We start from the raw sequence: 21,444 nt of genomic DNA, 5'->3' as shown, positions 1-21,444 counted from the left end.
GACGAAGGACGACGCATGCCCGAGTCCACGCTGGCTCAGATCTCCACGGTGGCCATCTACGGCGCGATGGGGGCCTACGTCATCTCGCTGCTGGCGTTCGCCGTCGACCTGGCGAGATTCATGGACAGCTCGGACAAGGGCCGTCGCTTCGCGCGGATCGGCGTGTCCTCGATGGTTGCCGGTTTCGTCATCCACGTCGTCGGGGTGATCACGCGGGCGATCGCGACCGAGCGCGTCCCGTGGGCCAACATGTACGAGTTCTCGATCGTGTTCACGCTCATCGCCGTGGGGATCTTCCTGCTCCTCAACCGGTCGCGCGACCTGCGTGTCCTCGGTGCGGGTGTCGCCGGGCTCGTGGTCCTGTCCCTGGGCCTCGCGGTCTCGGTGCTCTACGTCCGGGCGGACGGCATCCCGCCGGCGCTCGACAGCTACTGGCTGATCATCCACGTCTTCGTCGCCACGCTCGCCGTCGGCGTCCTCGCGGTCTCCGCGATCCTCTCGCTCGTCCAGCTGCTGCAGGAGCGCGCCGAGATCGGCCGTGCGCGTCGGGCCGAGGCGCGTGCCACCGCCGACTCGGCCGCCCTGGTCGCCGCCGACGGGCGCGCGGCGGCACCGACCACGCGGTCGGCCGCGGGTACGGGTGCGGCGGGGCCCGACTCCGGCGGGACCGACCCCGCAGGCGCGCCGAGATCCGGCCTCGCCGGATTCCGCGACCGTCTCTCCGAGCGCCTGCCGAGCTCCGCGGAGCTCGAGCGCACGGCCTTCCAGCTCATCGCCGTCGGCTTCATGCTGTGGACGTTCACGCTCATCGCCGGCGCCATCTGGGCCGAGCACGCGTGGGGCCGCCCGTGGGGTTGGGACGTCAAGGAGGTCTGGTCGCTGCTGATCTGGATCGTCTACGCCGCGTTCCTCCACGCGCGCCTGACCCGGGGCTGGCAGGGGCGGCGGGCGGCCTACCTCTCGCTCGCGGGCTTCGCGCTCATCCTCGGCAACTACTACGTGGTCAACCTGTTCCTCAACTCGCGGCACTCCTACTCGGGGATCGGGTAGCACCGGCGCCGACCGGCGGTCGTCCGGTCAGGCCGGCGAGCCCGGGCTCTCGCGGGGGTCGACGGCGAGCCCTCCCGCCGGGCCGGGGTCGCCGTCGTCGTCGCCCGGGCCGTCCGCGTCGGAGCGGCGATCCGTGCCGGGGTCGCCGTCGTCCGGTGCGTCGGCGGCGGTCGTCGGCTCGGCCGCCGTGGCCCGCGGGTTCTCACGCTCGGCATCGCGCGCACGCTGGCGGCGCTCGCGCTCGGCACGGCGTCGGTCGGCCTCCAGTCGGGCGAGGAACTCGGGGTCGTCGTCCGGCGCCACCGGTCGGCGGGGTTGGCGGGTCGGGCCGGCGCCGAAGGAGCCGGTGCCGCCGGTACGGTCCGGCCCGCCCGTCGCGCGTGCCAGCGTGCGGGAGAGCACGAGCCAGGCGACCGCGCCGATCACGGGCAGCAGCAGGATGAGGACGATCCAGACTCCCTTGGGGATGCGCGCCGGCATCCGTTCGTCGTCCGAGCGGGCACAGTCGATCAGCGCGAAGACGATGACGCCGACCGCGATGACGATGGGGATGGCACGTTGCACCCCTTCAGGGTAGGTCGACGGACGCGGCGGCGAGGCGCGACGCTGGTCACCGCCGGCCGGTGACCGCGACCCGGGGGCCGGGGACGGACGTAGCCTGGGCCGGTGGCCATCGCAAAGTACGCGCTCGCACGGGTCGTCGTGCTGCTCGGTGTCGCAGGGGTGCTCTACCTGGCCGGTGCCCGGTCCTGGCTCCTGTGGCTCGGCGCGCTCCTGCTCGCCGCCATGGTGTCCTACGTGGTGCTGCCGGGCGTCCGGGACGATGCCGCGGGCAGCCTCGCCCGGCAGGACGACCGCCGGACCAGGGTCGACGACGACGCCGACGAGGAGGACGCCATGCTCGACGACCGGGCCGGTGACGACGTGGGGGCGGACGACGACCGGGCCGAGGACGACGACGCGCGAGGACCCGACGACGTGCGTCCGGACGACGACCCGGGGCCGGGCGACGCCGCGGGGCCGCGCGACGCCGCGGCGGAGCAGGCCCGCGGCGAGACGATGTCGGACGGCGACGGGTCCACGCTGGAACGGGTCCCGGAAGCCGTCGAGGACGCACCCACGCGCAGCGACTCCGACGAGGCCGACCGCCGGAGCGACTGAGAGCCTCGGCGCGCGGTCAGGCGTAGTCCTGGACCTCGTGCGGCAGGCGCAGCATGAGCGCGGCGGCGCGGTCCTCCTGTGCCTGGGCGGTGGCGAGCCGCTCGCGCTCGGCGTCGCGACGCACCACGAGGACGGCGGCGAGGAAGCGCTCCGGGTGCGCGCCCGGCGGGGCCGGGCGCGAGGCGTACGGCTCGATCTGGGCCGCGAGCGAGCGGGAGACGGCGGCCCGCGTCTGCGGCGTCATCAGCGCCGTGCGCCCGAGGAGGTCGCGGGCGGCCGCCGCCAGCGCCGCCGGCAGGGGCCGCACCGTGAGCCCCTCGGCCCAGGGGCCGAGCTCCGGTGGCATCACCAGCGGCAGCCGCAACGCCTCCGACGCGCGCACCGACACCACGATGGTCCCCGCCAGCCGGTCGCCGAGCCGCTGACCGCGGCCGGAGGCCAGCGAGGCGATGATCGCGCCGCCGCCGAGGGTGAGCCACAGCTCGCCGACCCCCGCGAGCGCCCGCACGGAGGTGTGGCGCAGGCGCACCGGTCCGCCGTCGTCGCGGACCACGCGGGTCCCGGTGGCGATGCGACCCAGCGAGCGCCCCCGGGTGAGCGCCTCGACGGCCATCGGTGCGCCCACCCACCACAGGGCGAGGAACGAGATGACCAGCGCCTGGAGCTGCGCCTCGTTGATCCCGTCGTCGAGCAGGCCGACGACCAGCAGCAGCGACGCGAGCAGCCCGAGCAGGTGGGCCAGGCCGTCCAGCAGGCCGGACAGGACGCGGGTCGCGAAACCGGTCGGCGCCAGGTCGAGGGCGACGGCCTCGGAGGTGACGACGACGTCGCCCGCGAGGCCCGCGGTCGTCAGCGCCCCGGCCTGGTCGCGCGCGGGTCCGCGGCGAGCGTCGGGAGCGGGAGGGGCGGCCACGTGTGGCAGGGTACTGCGCGTGGATGCCGAGGCGTTGGGAGCCGTGCGGTCCGGCCGCTGGGAGCGGCTCGACGACCTCGCGGGGCGCCGCAGGCTCACCGGTCAGGAGGCCGACGAGCTCGTCCGTCTCTACCAGGCCACGTCCGCCGACCTGTCGCGCGTGCGCACCCGGTCCGCCGACCGGTACGTCACCGGTCACCTGTCCGACGTCCTTGCCCGCGCGCGCGGACGCATCGCGGGCACCCACGAGGTCAGCCTGCGGGCCGTACGCAACCTCTTCGTCGTGACGATGCCGCTGGCCCTGTACCGGGTGCGGTGGTGGACGCACGGAGTGACCGCGGCGTTCCTGCTCGTGGCCCTGGCCGTCGGCTGGTTCTACGCCACCACGCCCGGGGCGCTCGCCGAGCTCGGCTCGACCAGCCAGCTCCAGAGCTACGCCGACGAGCAGTTCGCCGCCTACTACTCGAACTATCCCTCGCACGACTTCGCCGCACAGGTCTGGACGAACAACGCTTGGATCGCCGCCCAGACGATCGGCCTGGGCATCACCGGCGTGTGGCCGGTTCAGGTCCTCGCCGTCAATGCGGTCGGCATCGGCCAGGCCGGCGCGATCATGTCGGAGTACGGCGACCTCGGGGTGTTCTTCTCCCTCCTCGCGCCGCACGGCCTGCTCGAGCTCACCGCGATCTTCGTGGCGGGCGGCGCGGGGCTCCGACTGTTCTGGACCCTGCTCGTGCCCGGTCGCCGCACCCGGCAGACGGCACTCGCGGTCGAGGGGCGCACCACCGTCACCGTCGCCGGCGCGCTCGTCGTCGTCCTGCTCGTCTCGGGCCTGGTGGAGGGGTACGTCACCGGGACGACGGTGCTGGACTGGTGGGTGAAGATCGTCATCGGCGCGGTCGTCTGGCTGGGGTTCTGGGTGTGGACGATGTGGGCCGGCGGCCGGGCCCATCGGGACGAGCTCAGCGCCGACCTCGCCGACGACGCGGCCGGCTACCGCGTCGCCGAGGCCGGCTGACCGCCGCTCGTCCGGCCCGGGCCGCCGCACAGGCGGACCCGGCCCCTCACAGCCGGCCGGCGGCCTTGAGGGCGAGGTAGGCGTCGGCCAGGCGCGGCGCGATCTCGTCGGGGTGGCCCTGCACGACGTCGGCGCCCGCCTGCCGTACCCGGGTCGCCACGGCGTCCCGCTCGAGACCGGTGCGCTCCGCGGCGGCCGCGTCGTGCACCGAGCCGGAGTCCCCCCGGTCGCTGCGCAGCTCCTCGACGGCCGGGTCCTCGACCCCGGCGACGACGACGGTGTGGTCGCGCGCCAGACGCCGCACCACGGGCAGGAGACCGGAGCTCATCGTCGAGGGGTCCACGGCCGTGAGCAGGACGACGAGCGCCCGCTGGGAGAGCGTCTCGCCCACGGTCTGCGCGACGGTCGTCCAGTCCGTCTCCAGCAGGGCGGGCTCGACGACGGCGAGCCCGTCGGCGAGACTGCTCATGAGCCTCGCCCCGGCCACGCCGGTGATCCGCGCGCGGACCTCGGCGTCGACGGCGACGACGTCCACCCTGTCGCCCGCGTGGGAGGCGAGCGCGGCGAGGAGGAGGACTGCCTCGATCGAGGCGTCGAGGCGGGGTGCGTCGCCCAGGCGCGCCGCGGACAGCCGGCCGGAGTCGACGACGACGAGCACCCGGCGGTCCCGCTCGGGGCGCCAGGTCCGCACGTGGACGTCGCCGCGCCTGGCGGTCGCGCGCCAGTCGATCGACCGCACGTCGTCCCCGAGGACGTACTCCCGCAGCGAGTCGAACTCGGTGCCCTGCCCCCGCACGAGCACGCTCGCCCGGCCGTCCATCTCGCGCAGCCGTGCGAGCCGGGAGGGCAGGTGCCGGCGGGAGCGGAAGGCGGGCAGCACCCGCACCGCGGCGGGGACGTCGAGGGTGGCCTGGCGCGCACCCAGACCCAGCGGGCCGACGAGACGCACGGTGACACCTCCGGCCACCCGTTCGCCACGGCGCGTGGGGACCAGGACGGTGCGCAGGCGGCGACGCTCGCCGGCGGGGACGTCGAGGCGGTGCCGGTCCGCGTCGGTCCTGCCCGGACCGGCCACGTCGCCGAACCCGGCGGACGGCGGCCAGGCGTCCCGCAGGACGCCGCGCACCCGCCGTCGCGAGTCGTTGGACACGGTCACCGTGACGGTCGCCGCGTTGCCCAGGCGCACGGCCCGGGGAGCGTCCCGGTCGACGCGCAGCTCCTTCGGGCTGGGCGCGAGCAGGGCGTCGGCGAGCACCACCACGACGACGACCGCGATCCAGATCGCGAGCGTCGTCCAGGTGGGGTGCAGCGCCACGGCCACCACCCCGAGCGCGGCGAACGCCGCGGCGAGCGGGGTGGGCAGCATCAGCGTGGGACCTGGACCGAGGACAGGAGGCCCTGCAGGACGCCGACGGCGGTGACGCCCTCGAGCTCGGCCTCGGCGTGCAGCGCGACCCGGTGGCGCAGTGTGGGCACGGCGAGCGCCTTGACGTCGTCGGGGGTGACGTAGGTGCGTCCCGTGAGCCAGGCCCAGCCGCGCGCGGTGGCCAGCAGTGCCGTCGCACCGCGGGGCGAGACGCCGAGCGAGAGTGCGGGGGAGCTGCGGGTGGCCCGCACGAGGTCGACGACGTAGCCCAGGACCTCGGGCGCGACCTCCACGCGCGCGACCTCGGCGCGTGCGACGGCGAGGTCCGCGGGGCCGGCGACCGGACCGACCCCGGCGCCGGCGAGGTTGCGCGGGTCGAACGCGGCGGCGTGGCGGCGCAGCACCTCGATCTCCTCCTCGCGGGCCGGCAGGTCGAGGACGAGCTTGAGCAGGAAGCGGTCGAGCTGCGCCTCGGGCAGCGGATAGGTCCCCTCGTGCTCGACCGGGTTCTGGGTGGCGATCACCATGAACGGGTCCGGCAGGCGGCGGGCCTCGCCGTCGGTGGTGACCTGCCGCTCCTCCATCGCCTCCAGCAGTGCGGACTGGGTCTTGGGCGGCGTGCGGTTGATCTCGTCGGCGAGCATGAGGTTGGTGAACACGGGGCCCGGGCGGAACGAGAACTCCGCGGCGCGCGCGTCGTAGATCAGCGAGCCCGTGATGTCGCCGGGCATGAGGTCGGGCGTGAACTGGACGCGCTTGGTGTCCATCTCCAGGGCCGTCGCCAGCGTGCGGACCAGGAGGGTCTTCGCGACGCCGGGGACGCCCTCGAGGAGCACGTGACCGCCGGCCACCAGTGCGATGAGCATCCCGGTGACGGCGCCCTCCTGGCCGACCACCGCCTTGCCGACCTCGGCCCGCAGCGCGCCGAGGCGGTCGCGGGCGGCCCGGGCCTCGTCGGACTCCTGGTGGCCGCGGGCGGAGCGGGGGCCGGGTGCGGCCGGGGCACCCGGTGCGCCGGGCCCGCCGGCGTGGCCGGGCGCGCCGCCCTGTCCGGGCCCGCCGGCGTGACCGGGCGTGCCGCCCTGCTCGTAGGCGCCGGCCGGTGTGCCGGCGGGAGCGCCGGCGTTGCCGGGTCCGGCCGGTCGGCCGGGCGCCCAGGCGCCGCTGTCCCGGGGGGCGAACCTCTCGTCGTCGGGGTGGTGGGTCACGGTCGGTGAACCTCGCTCTCCAGGGTGTCCAGGTCGGTGGCAAGCTGAGTGAGCTCCGCGCCGGTGCCGGGCGGGGCGCCGTACAGGAGGTCGCGCACGCGGGCCTCGTCGCGTCCGCTCGCCCGGGCGACGGCGTCGGTGAGGTCGACGCGGTGCACGGAGCGGGGCAGTCCGAGCCGGCGTGCGAGCCGCGCGGCGGCCCCCGCGCGCAGGCCTGCCGCGGCGTGGGCGGTCGCGCCGTAGCGACGGTACAGCGCGCCGCGGCCTCGCACGGTCTCGGCCGAGCGCACGACGACGGGCAGCGGTTCGGGGATCACGCGGCCGAGGCGGCGGCCGCGCGCGACGGCGAGGACGATCACCGCGAAGGCGGTCGCCCAGCCGACCATGACGAGCCAGTCGGGCGAGAGCGTCGCCGGCGGCACGCCCTCGGAGAGGTCGACCGCCTCGACGGTTGCGGTCGGGGTGAACCAGACGAGCCTCTCGTGGTGACCCAGGGACCTGAGGACGAGCGCCGCGTGGCCGTCCTCGTCGAGCGCCGCGTTCGACATGAGGCGGCCGTCGGCGTGGACCCGCACGGAACGGTCGCCGTCGGACCAGACGGCATAGGCCGCGGCGTCGCCCGACGCGAAGCAGGTGGTGACGTCCGGGTCGTCCGAGGTCAGCCCGCCCCGGAAGGGGCCGATGCGGCTCGCGGCCTCGGCGTCCGGGTCGTCGCAGTCGGCCTGGACGGGGGCCTGGCTCCCGCCGCCCACGGTCTCGATCGGCGCGCCGGTACCGCGCAGCGTGGGAGCGGCGGGGTCGACGAGGACGAGGTCGGCCCCGGTGCCGGCCAGCTGCGCGGCCGCGTCCTCGGTCAGGTGTCTGGACGCCGTGACGACGAGCGTCGTCCCGGCGTCGGCGAGGTCGACCGCCTCGCGCTGCGAACCGATCACCTGGACGTCGACGCCCTGGTCGCGCAGGATCTCCGCGGTCGCCTGCGCGCCCTCCGGCTGCGGGTTGCGGGCGGAGAGCGGGTCCGCGTCCCGGCCCGACGACCGATCGACGGTGACGAGCACGAGGATCGCCAGGGCGAGGACGACGATCCCCACGCGCAGCAGCCGCTTCCACCGGGCGGGGCGGCCGGTCGGTGCGCCGTCGGTGCTCGTCGCCACCTCGGGGACGAGGTCCGCGGGTGCGGGGCCGTCGGGGGCGGAGTCGGTGGGCGCGGGCCCGGCCGGGGCGGACGCGCTCATGCCAGCACCCCGTCCAGCGACGGTGGCAGCTCCGCGGCGCGGGACTCCTGGGCCCCCTGGCCGGCCGCGCGCCGCGCGCGCCGGACGGCGTCGTCGAGCGCGCGGAGCCGTTCGTCGTCGCCCGCGGCGGCCCGGGTGTCGCCGTAGCGGACGGCGTCGAACAGGCGACCGCCCCACGTGAGCTCGCCGGAGATCTCGGGCAGTGCGCGTGAGCCCAGGTCCGCGGCCTCGTGCGCCGTCAGGCCGGGGCGGTCCTCGATGAACGCGCGCTCGTCGAGCGAGCGCACGATGGCCCGGAACCGCTCGATCACGGCGCGGGAGTAGTCCCCGGACCGTGCGGCGGCGTCGGCGGCGGCGCGCAGGTCGCGCGAGTCGCGGTCGTCCTCGAAGAGCACCCCGGCCGGCTCCTCGACGCGCGCCCGGCGCCGTGCCCGGACCGGTCCGGAGAGCACGAGCGCGAGGACGACCACCACCGCGATGGCGCCGACGACGACGAGCGGCAGGATCTGGACGGGGATCGCGCCGCCCCCCTGGCCGAGTCCGTCGAACAGGTCCCCGACCCGGTCGAGGAGCCGGGAGAGGAACCCGGGGGAGTCGTCGTACATGCGGCGGGAGAGCTCCTCGACCGCCCAGTCGTGCGCCTCGGGCGCGTCGGGCGTGACGGGGACGTCCGCCGGCCACCGGGTGGGCGGGAGGTCAGGCACGGTTCGAGGCGGCGCGCGCGAGCTGGACGTCGAGCCCCTCGCGGCGCATCCGCTGGTCGATGTAGACGAGGGAGGCCACGCCGGCCGTGAACGGGGTGATGATGAGGTTGACGAGCACCGAGGCCAGCGAGGTGAGGACGATGACCAAGGCGTCGGACAGCCCCATCGCACCCCCGACGAGCCCGATCGGCAGGGACACGACGCCGCCGACCACGACGGCGATGATGGCGGCGAGGATGTAGATCCCCACGATCCGCCAGGTCGAGCCCGACGACAACGACCACGAGCGGGAGACGGCCCGCCCGGGGCCGGCCTTCTCCAGGACCACGGCCGGGTAGGACAGGGACAGGCGGGTCATGACGATGAAGGCGGGGATCGCCGAGCCGATGGCGATGAGGAGGGTGACGGCGACCGCCGTGACCATCCCCCCGGTCGAGGACCCCGACGTCGAGCCGGCGATCGCGGCGACGAACGCGAAACCGACGACCGACATGACGATGACGGTGACGAACATCAGAGCGAAGGCGATGAGGCCGAGCAGGAGGCTGAGCCCGACGAGCGAGAGGATCCGCCCCTTGACGGCCTGCCACACCTGGCCGATGGTCGCGCGCTCGCCGATCGCCGAGCGGCTGACCGAGACCACGAGGGCGCCCGTCGCGATGAGGGAGGTCAGCGCACCGACGACGAGGAGCGCGAAGCTCGTCAGCCCCTGGACCCCGGCCGACTCCTCGATCGTCAGCGACTGGCTCGCGTTCGTCGACGCCCAGCTCGCCGCGAGGGACAGCACCACGGTGAGCACGCTGACCACACCCGAGTAGAAGAACATCGTGCCCGGGTTGTGCCTGACGGCCCGGAAGGCGCCCTCGATGACCTCGCCGACGCGCAGCGGTCGGAGCGCCACGATGCCCGGCTGACCGCCCGCCAGACTGTCGGCGACCCAGGCGCCCGAGCCCGGGGCGTCGGCGGCGCCGTACTGCCCGTAGCCGGACGGGCCGCCCGCCGGGGGAGCGCCCCACTCGACGGGTGGTGGCGTCGTGCCGGCGCCGTACTGGCCGTACTGGTCGTAGGTGGGCTGCTGCCCGGGTGGCGGGGTCGTGCCGGCGCCGTACTGGCCGTAGGTGGGCTGCTGACCGGGAGGCGGCGTCGTGCCGGCGCCGTACTGCCCGTACTGCCCGTAGGTGGGCTGCTGACCGGGAGGCGGCGTCGTGCCGGTGCCGTACTGCCCGTACGCCGGCGGCCCGCCGGCTGCGCCGGGGTCGCCGGCACCCCAACCGTGCTGACCGGGGTCGCCCCACGGGCCCTGGTCCGGCCCTCGCCCCGTGCCACCCTGCGTCATCCCGCCTCCGTCTCGGTCCACTGCGCGCCATCGTGCCACGCATCCACGGCGCGCCCGCCCGCAGAAGTACCCGGTCCGTGTAGGACACTGGTCGTATGAGTTCTCGCCTCCTTGTCGTCGACGACGACGTCGCCCTGGCCGAGATGATCGGGATCGTCATGCAGTCGGAGGGGTTCGACGTCGTGCATGTCGCCGACGGTGCCGCGGCCCCCGAGACGTTCCGGCAGACGCACCCGGACATCGTCCTGCTCGACCTCATGCTCCCCGGGCTCGACGGCATCCAGATCTGCCGCATCATCCGGGCGGAGTCCGACGTCCCCATCGTCATGCTCACGGCACGGTCGGACACGCTCGACGTCGTCGCCGGTCTCGAGGCCGGTGCGGACGACTACGTGCAGAAGCCGTTCAAGCCCAAGGAGCTCGTGGCCCGGATCCGGGCGCGGCTGCGCCGGCAGGACGACGTCGACCCCGAGCGTCTGCGCATCAGCGACCTCGACATCGACGTCGCCGCCCACGAGGTCCGACGCGGCGAGGAGCTCATCGCGCTCACGCCGCTGGAGTTCGACCTCGTCGTCGCGCTCGCGCGCAAGCCGCGCCAGGTCTTCACGCGCGAGCAGCTCCTCGAGACGGTGTGGGGCTACCGGCACTCGGCGGACACCCGGCTCGTCAACGTCCATGTCCAGCGCCTGCGGGCCAAGGTGGAGCTCGACCCGGACAACCCGCAGGTGGTCGTCACCGTGCGGGGCGTCGGGTACCGGGCGGGACCCGTCCAGGCGTGAGTCCCTCCGACGAGGCGGCGGGCAGCGACCGTCCGTCGGCCACGTCGGACGGCCGGGACGACGACGCCGGAGCGAACCGGACGCCCGGGCCCGGCGCGTCGGGATCGGGGCCCGGGACTGCGACCGGTGGGCCCGCGCGCGGGCGGATCGGTGCGACGCCGCCCCGACGGTCGTGGCGCGCCCGCGTGCGGCGCCGTGCCCTCGATCTCGCCCGCAGCTGGCGCGGCTCGCTGGCCGTACGCGTGGTCACGGTGACCGTGATCGGCGGGCTGCTCGGCCTGAGCATCATCGGCGCGGTGATCTCCGTCGAGATCCGCGACCGTCTGTTCGACGGCAGGCTCGAGCAGGTCATCGCCGACGCCGCCGAGCGGGCCAGCGAGGCGCAGGCGGACATGGACGACTCCACCGCCTCCACGCCCAGCCAGGTGCAGACGCTCGCGACGGACATCGTCGAGCTCAGCCAGGGGGCGACCGCCGGGGTCGTCGGCACCGTCATCACCCGCGACGAGCAGCATGCGACCGGGCCGACGATCCCCGAGCCGACCAGCTCGACCGTCATCCGGGACGCCATCACCGAGGAGATGCACGCGGCCGTCGAGCCCGGCTCGTCGCTGCACTGGCAGTCGGTCACGCTGACCATCGACGGCGAGGAGGTGCCGGCGATCGTCGTCGGCGCGCCGGTCCTCCTGCCGATCGCCGGGGAGTACGAGCTCTACACCGTTTACGGTCTCCAGCCCGAGCAGCAGATGATCGCCGTCGTCACGTCCGTGCTCGGGGTCGCGGCGCTCGCGCTCGTCGCCCTCGTCGCGGCGATGGTCGCGCTTGTGCTGCGCTGGGTGCTGCGGCCGATCCGGCAGGCGTCGCGCACGGCCGAGCGGCTCGCGGCCGGGCTCCTCGACGAGCGGATGGACGTGCGCGGGTCCGACGAGGTGGCGCGGCTGGCCGAGTCGTTCAACGAGATGGCGGACTCGCTGCAGCAGCAGATCAGCGACATGTCCGAGCTCTCCCGCCTCCAGCAGCGGTTCGTCTCGGACGTGTCCCACGAGCTGCGCACGCCGCTGACGACGATCCGCATGGCGGCGGACCTCATCCACGACCGGCGCGACGACTTCGACCCGCCCGTGCGCCGCTCCGCCGAGCTGCTGGTCGCGCAGATCGAGCGGTTCGACCACATGCTCGCCGACCTGCTCGAGATCTCCCGCTTCGACGCGGGCGCCGCCATCCTCGAGGTGGGACCCACGGACCTCGCCGAGCTGGTGGACGGGGTCGTCGAGGGGCATGCCATCCTCGCCGAGCGCAAGGGCTCCGTCGTGTCCGTGCACCGTGCGACGCCGAGCTGCACGGCCGAGGTCGACGCGCGCCGGATCGAGCGAGTCCTGCGCAACCTGCTCGTCAACGCGATCGAGCACTCGGAGGGACGGCCGATCGAGATCACGGTCGCCGAGGACGAGCGCACGGCCGCGGTCCTCGTCCGGGACCACGGCGTGGGCATGTCGGAGGAACAGGCCGACCGGGTCTTCGACCGGTTCTGGCGCGGCGACACGGCGCGTACCCGCACCACCGGTGGCACCGGGCTCGGCCTGTCGATCGCCCAGGAGGACGTCGGGCTGCACGGCGGCACGCTTGCCGCGGCCGGACGCACGGGGCAGGGCGCCGCGTTCCTGCTCACCCTCCCGCGCCAGGACGGCAGCCCGGTCGGGCCGTCCCCGATCGAGCTGTGGCCCGGAGACTCCACCGTCGAGCCGACCCTGGCCGCCCCGCTCGTCGGGCTCGCCGGGCCGACAGGTGGCGAGCGCATCGAGGAGGGGCGATGACGACAGGATCGGCGGCGAGGGCCGTGTCGGGTGCGTCTGCGGTGTCGGGTGCGTCGGGTGTGTCGCCGGCGGGGACCCTGTCGGCTGCGGCCACCCGTGCGCCGGGTGGTGCGGGTACGCCGACCGGGCCGGCCCGAGGGCTCGTCCGAGGTGTGCGTGGCGTGCGACGTGTCCGGGCCGTGCGCAGGGTCGCGTCCCGCCTGGTGGCCCTGCTGCTGGCCCTGGCGGTCCTCGCGGGCTGCGCGCAGCTGCCCGGCTCCGGCCCGGTGAACGCCGCCGACCCGACGGTGAGCGCCGCACCCTCGCTCGGTCTGTATGCGCGGGGACCCCAGGCGGGCGCCACGCCCGACGAGATCGTGCGCGGGTTCCTCGCCGCGAGCGCGACCGGCTTCGCCGACGACTTCTCGGTCGCGCGGGAGTTCCTCGGGGGCGGCGCCACCTCGGCGTGGCAGCCGCTCGCGCAGGTGCGCGTGTACGCGGACTCCGAGGAGCCGGAGATCGCCACCACCGATGACGGCGGCGTGTCCGTGACGACGCAGATGTTCGCGGTGATCGACGGCTCGGGACACTACGCCGAGGCCGCGAGCGACCAGGACATCCGCACGGACTTCACGCTCGCGAGGGACGACGACGGCGAGTGGCGGATCATCGACCTCGAGGACGGCGTGCTGCTCTCCGCCGAGTCGTTCTCCGTCCAGTACGTCGCGGCACCGCTGTACTTCCCCGCGGCCGACGGCGAGACCGTCGTCGCCGACCTGCGGCACTATCCGCGCCAGAACCTCGCCTCCTCGCTGGTCCAGGGCGTGCTCGGTGGCCCGTCGGCCTGGCTCGAGCCGGCCGTCATGACGCCTGCCCCTGTCTCCACGCGTCTCCTGCTCAGCTCCGTGGACGTCGCCGACGGCGTGGCGACCGTCGACCTGACCGACGACGTCCTCGAGGCCTCTAACCGCGAGCGCGAGCTCCTCGTGGCACAGCTCCGGCGGACGCTGTCGGCGGTCCCGGGGGTCTCCGACGTCACGGTGACCGTCGGCGGGAACGCGCTTGCCATCGGCTCGGTGCCGGAGCTTCCGGCCTACCCCTACACGCCCCAGCCGCTGCTGGCGGTGGCCGATGACGAGCTCGTCGAGCTCGACGGCGGGCTGGAGGTGCGCGTGACCGGCGCGGCGGCGCCCCGCACCGGGGTGGTCTCGGCCCCGGCCGGCTCGCCGGCGGACCCGCCCGACGGACAGGTCTACCTCGACGGCCCGACCCGCATGATGGCGGCACCGACGGCCGGCCGCAGCGCCCGCCTCGTCGTGTCCGGGACCGAGCTCGTCGCCCCCTCGATGGACCGTTACGGCTGGGCGTGGACCGGCGAGCGGACCAACGCAGGCACCCTGCGCGCCGCCCTGCCGAGCGGCGGTACTTCCGAGATCGACGCACCCTGGCTCGACGGGTCGGTCGTGCGCGCCGTGCGCGTCTCGCGGGAGGGAGCCAGGGCGGCGGTGATCCGCGAGCAGGGCGGCTCGATCCTCGTCGAGGTCTCGGGCGTCCAGCGCGGTCCCGACGACGAGCCGCGCTCGCTCGGCACCTCGCAGGCGCGGGTCGGGGTCGGTCTCGTCGACGCGACGGACCTCGCCTGGATCGATGCCACGACGCTCGTGGTGCTCGGCCGCACGGCCACGGACCCGGCCCCCCGGCCTTATCTCGTCAGCATCGGAGGGGACACCGAGCCGCTGCCCGTCCTCCAGGGCGCCGTGGCGCTCACGGCCGGCCGGGGCGGGACGAGCGTGGTGCTGCAGACCTCGGACCTCGGCATCTACGAGCGCACCGGTGCCTCGTGGACGCGTATCGCGGAGGGACTGTCCGACCCGACCTTCCCCGGTTGACCCCCTCACACCCGCCATATCGGCGAGTGAGCGGCGTTCTGCCTGGCGAGTGAGCGGGGTTCGGTCGGGCGTCAGGGCGAGTGAGCGGGGTTCGGTCGGGTACGTGGGCGCGGGTGTGCCTGGCGGTCAGCGCGGTTCCGTCGGGCGCCAGGGCGTGCCCTCGCGAACAGCCCGCTGCCGCGTCGCGAGGGGCGCCGTATCCGCGGCTTCGCCGCGAAGGTGCGTTCTGTCCTCACGGTCGCCGAGGCAGTGACCAAAGTGGTGAGTCAGTGCCCCGCGTCGGTTGACTCGGCGGATACCTGACTGACTCACCGCCTGTCCGGCGGGGGGGGGGGGGGGGGGGGGACGGGGATCAGGCTCTCGGCAGTATGTCCGCCGCCCGCCGCCCGCCGCCCGCCGCCCGCCGCCCGCCGCCCGCCGCCCGCCGCCCGCCGTCGGCCGTCCGCCGTCACGGGCCCACAGGTGCCTCTGCCACGCCCCCGCCCACGGGGTCGGTACGCCGCCTGCTCAGGCCCCGGCCGGAGCGGTGATCCTCTTCCGGTGAGGGATCGCCAGAGTGTGCGCGGGAGATTGCCAGGGCCGCTCGACCGGGTGGGGTCGGACCGCGCGCGCGGGAGGTCGCCGGGGCTGCCTGCCGGCTCGGGGTCCGACCGTGTGCTCGAGACGTTGACCGGGCCACTCGCCCGGTCGGTGGCCGATCGTGTGCGAAGCAGCTCGCCGGCCCGGTCGGCGGGCCGGTCCGCGCTCCGCGACGTCCTCGAGCTCGTCGTGCCGGCGGAGTGTTCCGGTTGCGGCACGTGGGGCACCGCGCTGTGCCGGACATGCCGCTCGTTGCTGGCCGCCGGACCGCGCGAGTGCACCGACGGAGCGCCCCTGCTCGCCGGGTTCGACGAGCCGGTCCTGCGCACCTGGGCGATCGGCGACTACCGCGGTCCGCTGCGCCGCATCGTCGTCGACTGGAAGACCGGGCGCTGCGGCCACCTGAGGCGCAGCCTGCCCGCCGCCGGCCGGGGCGCCGGCGCCAGGCTGTGGCCGCACGTCGCGGACGCGATCAGCGGGACCACGCTGCTGGTGGTCCCGGCGCCCTCCGGCCCCGCACGCCGACGCCACGGCATGCTCGTCGCCGCCGAGCTGGCCGACGCCGTGGCCGCGGGCATGGCCGACGCGTCCTCCGGACGGGTCGCTGCCGCGTCGGAGAACGGGCTCGCCGGCTTGCTGCCGCGAGACGCCGACGCGTCCTCCGGACGGGTCGCTGCCGCGCCGGAGAACGGGCTCGCGGGCACGCCGTCGGGAGACGCAGGCGCGACCTCCGCACCGCCGGTGGCACGGCCGCTGCACGTGGCGTCCGTGGATCTCCTGCGGCGCGCGGGCGGACCGGCGCGCCAGCGCGGTTCCTCGGCGCGCGGGCGCGTGGCGAACCGCAGCCGGGCACCGGTCCTCCGGGCGTCGGTCCCGACCGGCACCGCGGTCCTGCTCGTCGACGACGTCGTTACCACCGGCGCCACGCTCGCCGCCTGTGCAGGGGCGCTGCGCGCGGCCGGCGCCGTCGTCGTGGGGGCGCTCGTCGTCGCCGGTGCGCCCGCCCCCGGACGGTGATCCAGCGCCCCCGCCGCCCGGTGTCCCCGGGTGTCCGGCCGGTGTCCGGGACGCGTCGGACCAGGTAACGTTGCTGCATGGAGCCACCCGGGACGCGGATGCGCGGCGGGTGGCTGCGTCGTCCCCGAGGCGGGAGGAGGTGCTCGGCATCCTGACCGGCGCCGTGCGCGCCGAGGCACCACCGGCGGGCCCGTCACGCTCGCCCTCGCACCGACCGATGGAGGTCACCATGGAGATCGTCGTCAAGGGCCGCGGCACGGATGTCGCCGACCGCTTCCGTTCGCACGTGGAGGACAAGCTCGCCAAGGTCACACAGCTCGCTCCGCGCACGCAGCGCGTCGACGTCGAGCTCACGCTCGAGAAGAACCCGAGACTGTCCGACCAGGCCGAACGGATCGAGATCACGCTGCGCGACAAGGGCCCCGTGATCCGTGCCGAGGCGAGCGCCGCCGACAGGTACGCGGCGCTCGACCTCGCCACCGGCAAGCTCCTCGAGCGGCTGCGACGGCACCACGACCGGCGCAAGGACAAGCAGCGTCACGCCAACCGGTCGCTCCCCGCGACGCCTCCTCCCGAGCCCACGGAGGAGAGCGTCCCGGACGGCCTCGCGACCGATGCGCCGATCGCAGAGCACCCCGCGCCGTCGACGAGCCCGGGCGAGGCGGTCGAGACCCAGCTGGGCGACTCGCCGGTCATCGTCCGGGACAAGCTGCACAAGGCCGAGCCGATGACGGTCGACCAGGCCCTGTACGAGATGGAGATGGTCGGCCACCCGTTCTACCTCTTCGTCGACTCCGAGACCCGCCAGCCCTGCGTCGTCTACCGCCGCAAGGGTTGGGCCTACGGAGTGATCAGGCTCGACGCCACCTGCTGAGACCCCGACGGCGGGCTCCGGACCGCCGGAACCGCCCGTGCCCGTGCCGCCCCGCGAGGTGGCACGGGCACGGGCGCCGTCGTGTCGGTGCCCGGTGCGACGATGGTGCGGTGCAGCCCCAGGAGATCTCGATCCGCCAGGTACGGCGAGCCGCCGTCGCTGCCCAGGGCCTGGCCCGGCGCCGCCCCGCCCGCCCCGGGCGCCGGCACGTCGCCCGCGCTGTCGCCGACACGGCGCTGCTGCAGATCGACTCCGTCAACGTCCTCGCTCGCGCCCACCAGCTGCCGGTGCTCGCGCGGGTCGGCGCGTACGACACGTCGATCCTCGACCGTGTCACCGGCCGGTCGCCCCGGCTGCTGGTCGAGACCTGGTGCCACGAGGCCTCCCTCGTCCCGCCGCGTACCTACGCCCTCCAGGCGGCCCGGCGCTCGGCCGCGGAGGACCGGTGGCAGGACCGGGGGTTCGGCGACCCGGCCCTCATGGCCGACGTCGAGGCCGCGATCACCGACCACGGCGCGGCGACGTCGACCGACCTGCACGACCTCCTCGCGCACGAACGTGCGGAAAAGACTGCCTGGGGGTGGAACTGGTCCCCGCTCAAGGTCGCCCTGAGCCGGATGTGGCGCACCGGCCGCCTCGCCGTCGCCCGGCGGAGCTCGTCGTTCGAGCAGGTCCTCGACCTTCCGGGGCGCGTCCTTCCGCCCGAGGCGCTCGCCGCCGCGCCCCCGTGGCCGGAGGCGGTCCGTGAGCTCACTCTCGTCGCGGCCCGCGCGCACGGGGTCGCGGGCGTCCGGGCGCTCGCCGACTACCACCGGCTCCCCGTCCGCGAGACGGCCACCGCGGTGCGCGCGCTGGTCGAGGACGGTGAGCTCGTCGAGGTCCGCGTGCGCGGGCTGCGGCGACCCGCCTACCGGCCCGCGGAGGTGACGGTGCCGGCCGACCCGGTGCGCGCCCGCGCCCTGCTCGCCCCGTTCGACCCGCTCGTGTTCGAACGGGAGCGGCTCGCCGACCTGTGGGGTATGCACTACCGGATCGGTATCTACACCCCCGCTCACCTGCGCTCCCACGGCTACTACGTGCTGCCGTTCCTCCTCGGCGAGCACCTCGTGGCCCGCGTCGACCTCAAGGCCGACCGGGCGGCGGGCGTGCTTCTGGTCAAGGAGGTCCACGCCGAGGACCCGGGGCAGGTGCCGGACCTGCCGAGCCGGGGGGCGGGAGCGTGGCCGTCCCGCGAGCGGATCGCCGAGGAGCTCGCGGCCGAGCTCGGCGAGGTCGCGCGCTGGCTCGGCGCCGACCGCGTGGACGCGAGCGGCGGCGTCGGGGACCTCGCCCGGGACCTGCACCCGGCCGTGCTGCGCTCCGCCTCCTGACCGGGGCGGTCACCGTCCGGCCCGGCCGGGTGCCTGGGCGGTCACCGTCCGGTCCGGCCGGGTGGCGCGGGCCGTCGTGGTCCGCAGTGGCCGGGCTTCGCCCCCGTGCCCCCGTGCCCCCGGGGTCGCCGCGGCGCGCCTACCATGGCGGGTGGCGCGGCACCTCGGCGCGCCCGCCCCAAGGGGCGACGAACGACCTCACGGAGTGCCGCTGTGGCAACCATCCTCGACAAGATCCTGCGCATGGGCGAGGGCCGAGTCGTCAAGCGGCTCGGCGCGATCGCCGACCAGGTCGACGCGCTCGAGGACTCCTTCGTCGACCTGACCGACGAGGAGCTGGGGGAGCAGACGACCGAGTTCCGCGAGCGGATCGAGGACGGCGAGACGCTCGACGATCTCCTCCCGGAGGCGTTCGCCGTCGTGCGGGAGGCGGCCCGTCGCGTGCTCGGCCAGCGGCACTACCGCGTGCAGATCATGGGTGGCGCCGCGCTGCACCAGGGCGACATCGCCGAGATGAAGACCGGTGAGGGTAAGACGCTCGTCGCCACGCTCCCGAGCTACCTGAACGCGCTGTCCGGCAAGGGTGTCCACGTCGTCACGGTCAACGACTACCTCGCCACCTACCAGTCCGAGCTCATGGGGCGCGTCCACCGCTTCCTCGGGCTGAGCACCGGCTGCATCGTCTCGGGCCAGACCCCGGCCCAGCGCCGCGAGCAGTACGCCGCCGACATCACGTACGGCACGAACAACGAGTTCGGTTTCGACTACCTGCGCGACAACATGGCGCTGAGCACCGACGACCTCGTCCAGCGCGGACACAACTTCGTCATCGTCGACGAGGTGGACTCGATCCTCATCGACGAGGCACGCACCCCGCTCATCATCTCGGGCCCGGCCGAGGGGGACGTCAACCCGTGGTACGCCGCCTTCGCCAAGATCTCGCCGAAGCTGGAGCGGGACGTCGACTACGACGTCGACGAGAAGAAGCGCACGGTCGGCATCCTCGAGCCCGGCATCGAGAAGGTCGAGGACCTGCTCGGCATCGACAACCTCTACGAGTCGCTCAACACGCCGCTCATCTCGTTCCTCAACAACTCCCTGCGCGCCAAGGAGCTGTACCAGAACGACAAGGACTACATCGTCGAGAACGGCGAGGTGACGATCGTCGACGAGCACACCGGGCGTCGCCTGCGCGGGCGCCGGTACAACGAGGGCATGCACCAGGCCATCGAGGCCAAGGAGGGCGTGCGCATCAAGGCGGAGAACCAGACGCTGGCGACGATCACGCTGCAGAACTACTTCCGTCTCTACGACACCCTCTCCGGCATGACCGGTACGGCCGAGACCGAGGCCGCGGAGTTCTCCTCGACCTACAAGATCGGCGTCGTCCCGATCCCGTCGAACAAGCCGATGATCCGCAAGGACGAGGGCGACCTCGTCTACAAGAACATCGAGCAGAAGTACCGGGCGATCGTCAAGGACGTGAAGGAGCGCCACGAGACCGGCCAGCCGGTCCTCCTCGGTACGACGTCGGTGGAGAAGTCCGAGCGGCTCTCCGAGCTGCTGTCCGAGGCCGGGGTCGAGCACGACGTCCTCAACGCCAAGCAGCACGAGCGCGAGGCCGCCATCGTCTCCGAGGCGGGCCGCAAGGGCGCCGTCACCGTCGCCACGAACATGGCCGGTCGCGGTACCGACATCATGCTCGGCGGCAACCCCGAGCACATCGCCCAGAACGTCCTGCGCGACCGCGGCCTCGACCCGGTGGAGAACGCCGAGGAGTACGAGGCGGCCTGGACCGAGACGCTGGCGGCCGCCCAGGAGCAGGTCAAGGACGAGCACCAGGAGGTCCTCGACGCGGGCGGGCTCTACGTGCTCGGCACCGAGCGGCACGAGTCGCGACGCATCGACAACCAGCTGCGCGGTCGTTCGGGACGTCAGGGCGACCCCGGCGAGTCCCGGTTCTACCTCTCGCTCGAGGACGACCTCATGCGGCTGTTCGGGTCCGGGCCGACGGCCCGCCTCATGGACAACGACGCCTACCCGGACGACATGGCGCTCGAGCACAAGTGGGTCTCGAGCGGCATCCGGCGTGCCCAGGAGGCCATCGAGGCCCGCAACTTCGAGCAGCGCAAGAACGTCCTGAAGTACGACGACGTGATGAACCGGCAGCGCACCGTGATCTACGAGCAGCGCCGCCGCGTGCTGCACGGCGAGGACATCGAGGAGCAGGTGCGCGGGTTCGCGACCGACCTCGTCGACGCCATCGTCGACCAGCACAGCGCGGACGGCTCCCTCGAGGACTCCGACGTCGAGAAGATCCTCGGCGAGCTGGGCGCCTACTACCCGGTGGGGATCACCGAGGACGATCTCGTCGAGCAGGCCGGGCACAGCGCCCGCGTGACCCCCGAGATGCTCCGCACCGAGCTGCGCTCGGACATCCTCGTGGCGTACGACGCGCGCGAGGAGGAGGTGGGGGAGGACCTCATGCGTCGGCTCGAGCGCCGCGTCGTCCTGTCCGTCCTCGATCGCCACTGGCGGGAGAACCTCTACGAGATGGACTACCTGCGGCAGGGCATCTCGCTGCGGGCGGCCGGACAGCGCGACCCGCTCGTGGAGTACCAGCGCGAGGGCTTCACCTTCTTCCAGGCGATGAACGAGGCGATCCGCGAGGACACCGTCCGCTACGTCTTCAACCTCGAGATCAACCCCACCGACCAGCCGGTCGACGCAGCCTCCGCGGCGGCCGCGGCCACCTCGACCGTCGGCCGCGCCGCCACCGGGTCCGGCGCGTCGACCACGCTCCGGGCGGGTGCGGGCGCCGCGGCGACGCGCAAGGCCGCGGCGGCAGGCTCGGCGTTCGCGGCCTCTGCGCTCGGTGGGAGCACGCCCTCGATCCCGACGCCCGGCGCGGCCGCCGGTGCGGCTGCTGGTGCGGCTGCTGGTGCGGCCGCGGGAGGTGCCGCGTCCGGTGGCGCCCGGCCCGGGGGCGGCGCGCCCGACGACGCCACGGGTGCAGCAGCGTCGAGGGAGGCCGGCACCGCCGGCGATCCCGGGCCCGCACCCTCCGCGGACGCCGCGGGCGTGGGTGCCGACCTGACGTCGACCGGCGAGGACCCGCAGGACGACCCCGCCGCGCCGGTCCCCACGGACGACGA

16 protein-coding genes and 1 pseudogene are annotated in these 21,444 nt (G+C 74.6%); 10 read left to right on the top strand and 7 right to left on the bottom strand.

The window, feature by feature from the left end; all coding sequences use genetic code 11:
• Positions 1 to 15: 15 nt before the first annotated feature.
• Positions 16 to 1,050: a c-type cytochrome biogenesis protein CcsB gene (ccsB, locus tag AC24HA_RS14835; protein ID WP_425707826.1), complete on the top strand. Its 1,035-nt coding sequence runs from the start codon at positions 16 to 18 to the stop codon at positions 1,048 to 1,050.
• A gap of 27 nt (positions 1,051 to 1,077) precedes the next feature.
• Here ccsB and AC24HA_RS14830 read toward each other — a convergent pair whose 3' ends face one another.
• Positions 1,078 to 1,614: a PLD nuclease N-terminal domain-containing protein gene (locus tag AC24HA_RS14830; protein WP_425707827.1), complete on the bottom strand. Its 537-nt coding sequence runs from the start codon at positions 1,612 to 1,614 to the stop codon at positions 1,078 to 1,080.
• A gap of 102 nt (positions 1,615 to 1,716) precedes the next feature.
• On the opposite strand from AC24HA_RS14830, the gene AC24HA_RS14825 reads away from it, so the two are divergent.
• Positions 1,717 to 2,211 carry a DUF4229 domain-containing protein gene (locus AC24HA_RS14825; RefSeq protein WP_425707828.1) on the top strand — a complete coding sequence of 165 codons (495 nt, stop codon included), beginning with the start codon at positions 1,717 to 1,719 and terminating at the stop codon, positions 2,209 to 2,211.
• A gap of 16 nt (positions 2,212 to 2,227) precedes the next feature.
• On the opposite strand, the gene AC24HA_RS14820 is transcribed toward AC24HA_RS14825, so the two are convergent.
• Positions 2,228 to 3,124, bottom strand: a complete 897-nt coding sequence (locus AC24HA_RS14820) for an RDD family protein (protein WP_425707829.1) — start codon at positions 3,122 to 3,124, stop codon at positions 2,228 to 2,230.
• A gap of 19 nt (positions 3,125 to 3,143) precedes the next feature.
• Here AC24HA_RS14820 and AC24HA_RS14815 point away from each other — a divergent pair, with 19 nt between their 5' ends.
• Positions 3,144 to 4,142, top strand: coding sequence for a stage II sporulation protein M (locus AC24HA_RS14815; RefSeq protein ID WP_425707830.1), 999 nt, complete (start codon positions 3,144 to 3,146; stop codon positions 4,140 to 4,142).
• A 46-nt stretch (positions 4,143 to 4,188) separates the two neighbouring features.
• Here the strand turns inward: AC24HA_RS14815 and AC24HA_RS14810 are convergent, their stop codons facing one another.
• The 5 genes from AC24HA_RS14810 to AC24HA_RS14790 are packed head-to-tail and all read right to left on the bottom strand — an operon-like array spanning position 4,189 to position 9,988.
• Entirely contained in the window at positions 4,189 to 5,508 is a 1,320-nt protein-coding gene (locus AC24HA_RS14810) for a DUF58 domain-containing protein (RefSeq protein WP_425707831.1), read from the bottom strand.
• Positions 5,508 to 6,716 (bottom strand): AAA family ATPase, encoded by a 1,209-nt coding sequence (locus tag AC24HA_RS14805; protein ID WP_425707832.1) that lies wholly within the window; start codon positions 6,714 to 6,716, stop codon positions 5,508 to 5,510. The genes AC24HA_RS14810 and AC24HA_RS14805 overlap by 1 nt, the downstream gene beginning before the upstream one ends.
• The gene (locus AC24HA_RS14800) at positions 6,713 to 7,948 is read right to left on the bottom strand and encodes a DUF4350 domain-containing protein (protein ID WP_425707833.1); all 1,236 of its coding nucleotides are present in this window, start codon (positions 7,946 to 7,948) and stop codon (positions 6,713 to 6,715) included. The genes AC24HA_RS14805 and AC24HA_RS14800 overlap by 4 nt, the downstream gene beginning before the upstream one ends.
• Positions 7,945 to 8,652 (bottom strand): DUF4129 domain-containing protein, encoded by a 708-nt coding sequence (locus AC24HA_RS14795; protein WP_425707834.1) that lies wholly within the window; start codon positions 8,650 to 8,652, stop codon positions 7,945 to 7,947. Before AC24HA_RS14795 ends, AC24HA_RS14800 begins: the two co-directional genes overlap by 4 nt.
• On the bottom strand, positions 8,645 to 9,988 hold the full coding sequence (locus AC24HA_RS14790) for a DUF7847 domain-containing protein (protein ID WP_425707835.1): 1,344 nt from the start codon (positions 9,986 to 9,988) through the stop codon (positions 8,645 to 8,647). The genes AC24HA_RS14795 and AC24HA_RS14790 overlap by 8 nt, the downstream gene beginning before the upstream one ends.
• Before the next feature lie 95 nt (positions 9,989 to 10,083).
• Here AC24HA_RS14790 and mtrA point away from each other — a divergent pair, with 95 nt between their 5' ends.
• From mtrA to secA, 7 genes and pseudogenes are all read left to right on the top strand, one after another.
• Entirely contained in the window at positions 10,084 to 10,767 is a 684-nt protein-coding gene (gene mtrA, locus AC24HA_RS14785) for an MtrAB system response regulator MtrA (RefSeq protein ID WP_425707836.1), read from the top strand.
• Positions 10,764 to 12,581 (top strand): MtrAB system histidine kinase MtrB, encoded by a 1,818-nt coding sequence (gene mtrB, locus AC24HA_RS14780; protein ID WP_487563530.1) that lies wholly within the window; start codon positions 10,764 to 10,766, stop codon positions 12,579 to 12,581. The genes mtrA and mtrB overlap by 4 nt, the downstream gene beginning before the upstream one ends.
• A gap of 161 nt (positions 12,582 to 12,742) precedes the next feature.
• Positions 12,743 to 14,449: an LpqB family beta-propeller domain-containing protein gene (locus AC24HA_RS14775; protein WP_425707838.1), complete on the top strand. Its 1,707-nt coding sequence runs from the start codon at positions 12,743 to 12,745 to the stop codon at positions 14,447 to 14,449.
• An 831-nt stretch (positions 14,450 to 15,280) separates the two neighbouring features.
• On the top strand, positions 15,281 to 16,045 hold the full coding sequence (locus AC24HA_RS14770; RefSeq protein ID WP_425707839.1) for a phosphoribosyltransferase family protein: 765 nt from the start codon (positions 15,281 to 15,283) through the stop codon (positions 16,043 to 16,045).
• Positions 16,046 to 16,274: 229 nt separating this feature from the next.
• Entirely contained in the window at positions 16,275 to 16,919 is a 645-nt protein-coding gene (gene hpf, locus AC24HA_RS14765) for a ribosome hibernation-promoting factor, HPF/YfiA family (RefSeq protein ID WP_425707840.1), read from the top strand.
• A gap of 110 nt (positions 16,920 to 17,029) precedes the next feature.
• On the top strand, positions 17,030 to 18,289 hold the full coding sequence (locus AC24HA_RS14760; RefSeq protein WP_425707841.1) for a winged helix-turn-helix domain-containing protein: 1,260 nt from the start codon (positions 17,030 to 17,032) through the stop codon (positions 18,287 to 18,289).
• Positions 18,290 to 18,502: 213 nt separating this feature from the next.
• Positions 18,503 to 21,040: pseudogene (gene secA, locus AC24HA_RS14755) on the top strand (preprotein translocase subunit SecA); the annotation flags it as partial.
• Between the last annotated feature and the right edge of the window lie 404 nt (positions 21,041 to 21,444).

This window comes from Georgenia sp. Z1491 (assembly GCF_057652395.1).
The sequence above is the reverse complement of the archived record's forward strand: the minus strand, read 5'-3'. Positions and strand labels throughout refer to the sequence as shown.

Bases quoted from the DNA above. Each gene is read 5' to 3' on its own strand.
- AC24HA_RS14800 (WP_425707833.1), bottom strand. From the start codon at position 7,948: ATGAGCGCGTCCGCCCCGGCCGGGCCCGCGCCCACCGACTCCGCCCCC.
- ccsB (WP_425707826.1), top strand. From the start codon at position 16: ATGCCCGAGTCCACGCTGGCTCAGATCTCCACGGTGGCCATCTACGGC.
- hpf (WP_425707840.1), top strand. From the start codon at position 16,275: ATGGAGATCGTCGTCAAGGGCCGCGGCACGGATGTCGCCGACCGCTTC.
- AC24HA_RS14810 (WP_425707831.1), bottom strand. From the start codon at position 5,508: ATGCTGCCCACCCCGCTCGCCGCGGCGTTCGCCGCGCTCGGGGTGGTG.
- AC24HA_RS14790 (WP_425707835.1), bottom strand. From the start codon at position 9,988: ATGACGCAGGGTGGCACGGGGCGAGGGCCGGACCAGGGCCCGTGGGGC.
- mtrA (WP_425707836.1), top strand. From the start codon at position 10,084: ATGAGTTCTCGCCTCCTTGTCGTCGACGACGACGTCGCCCTGGCCGAG.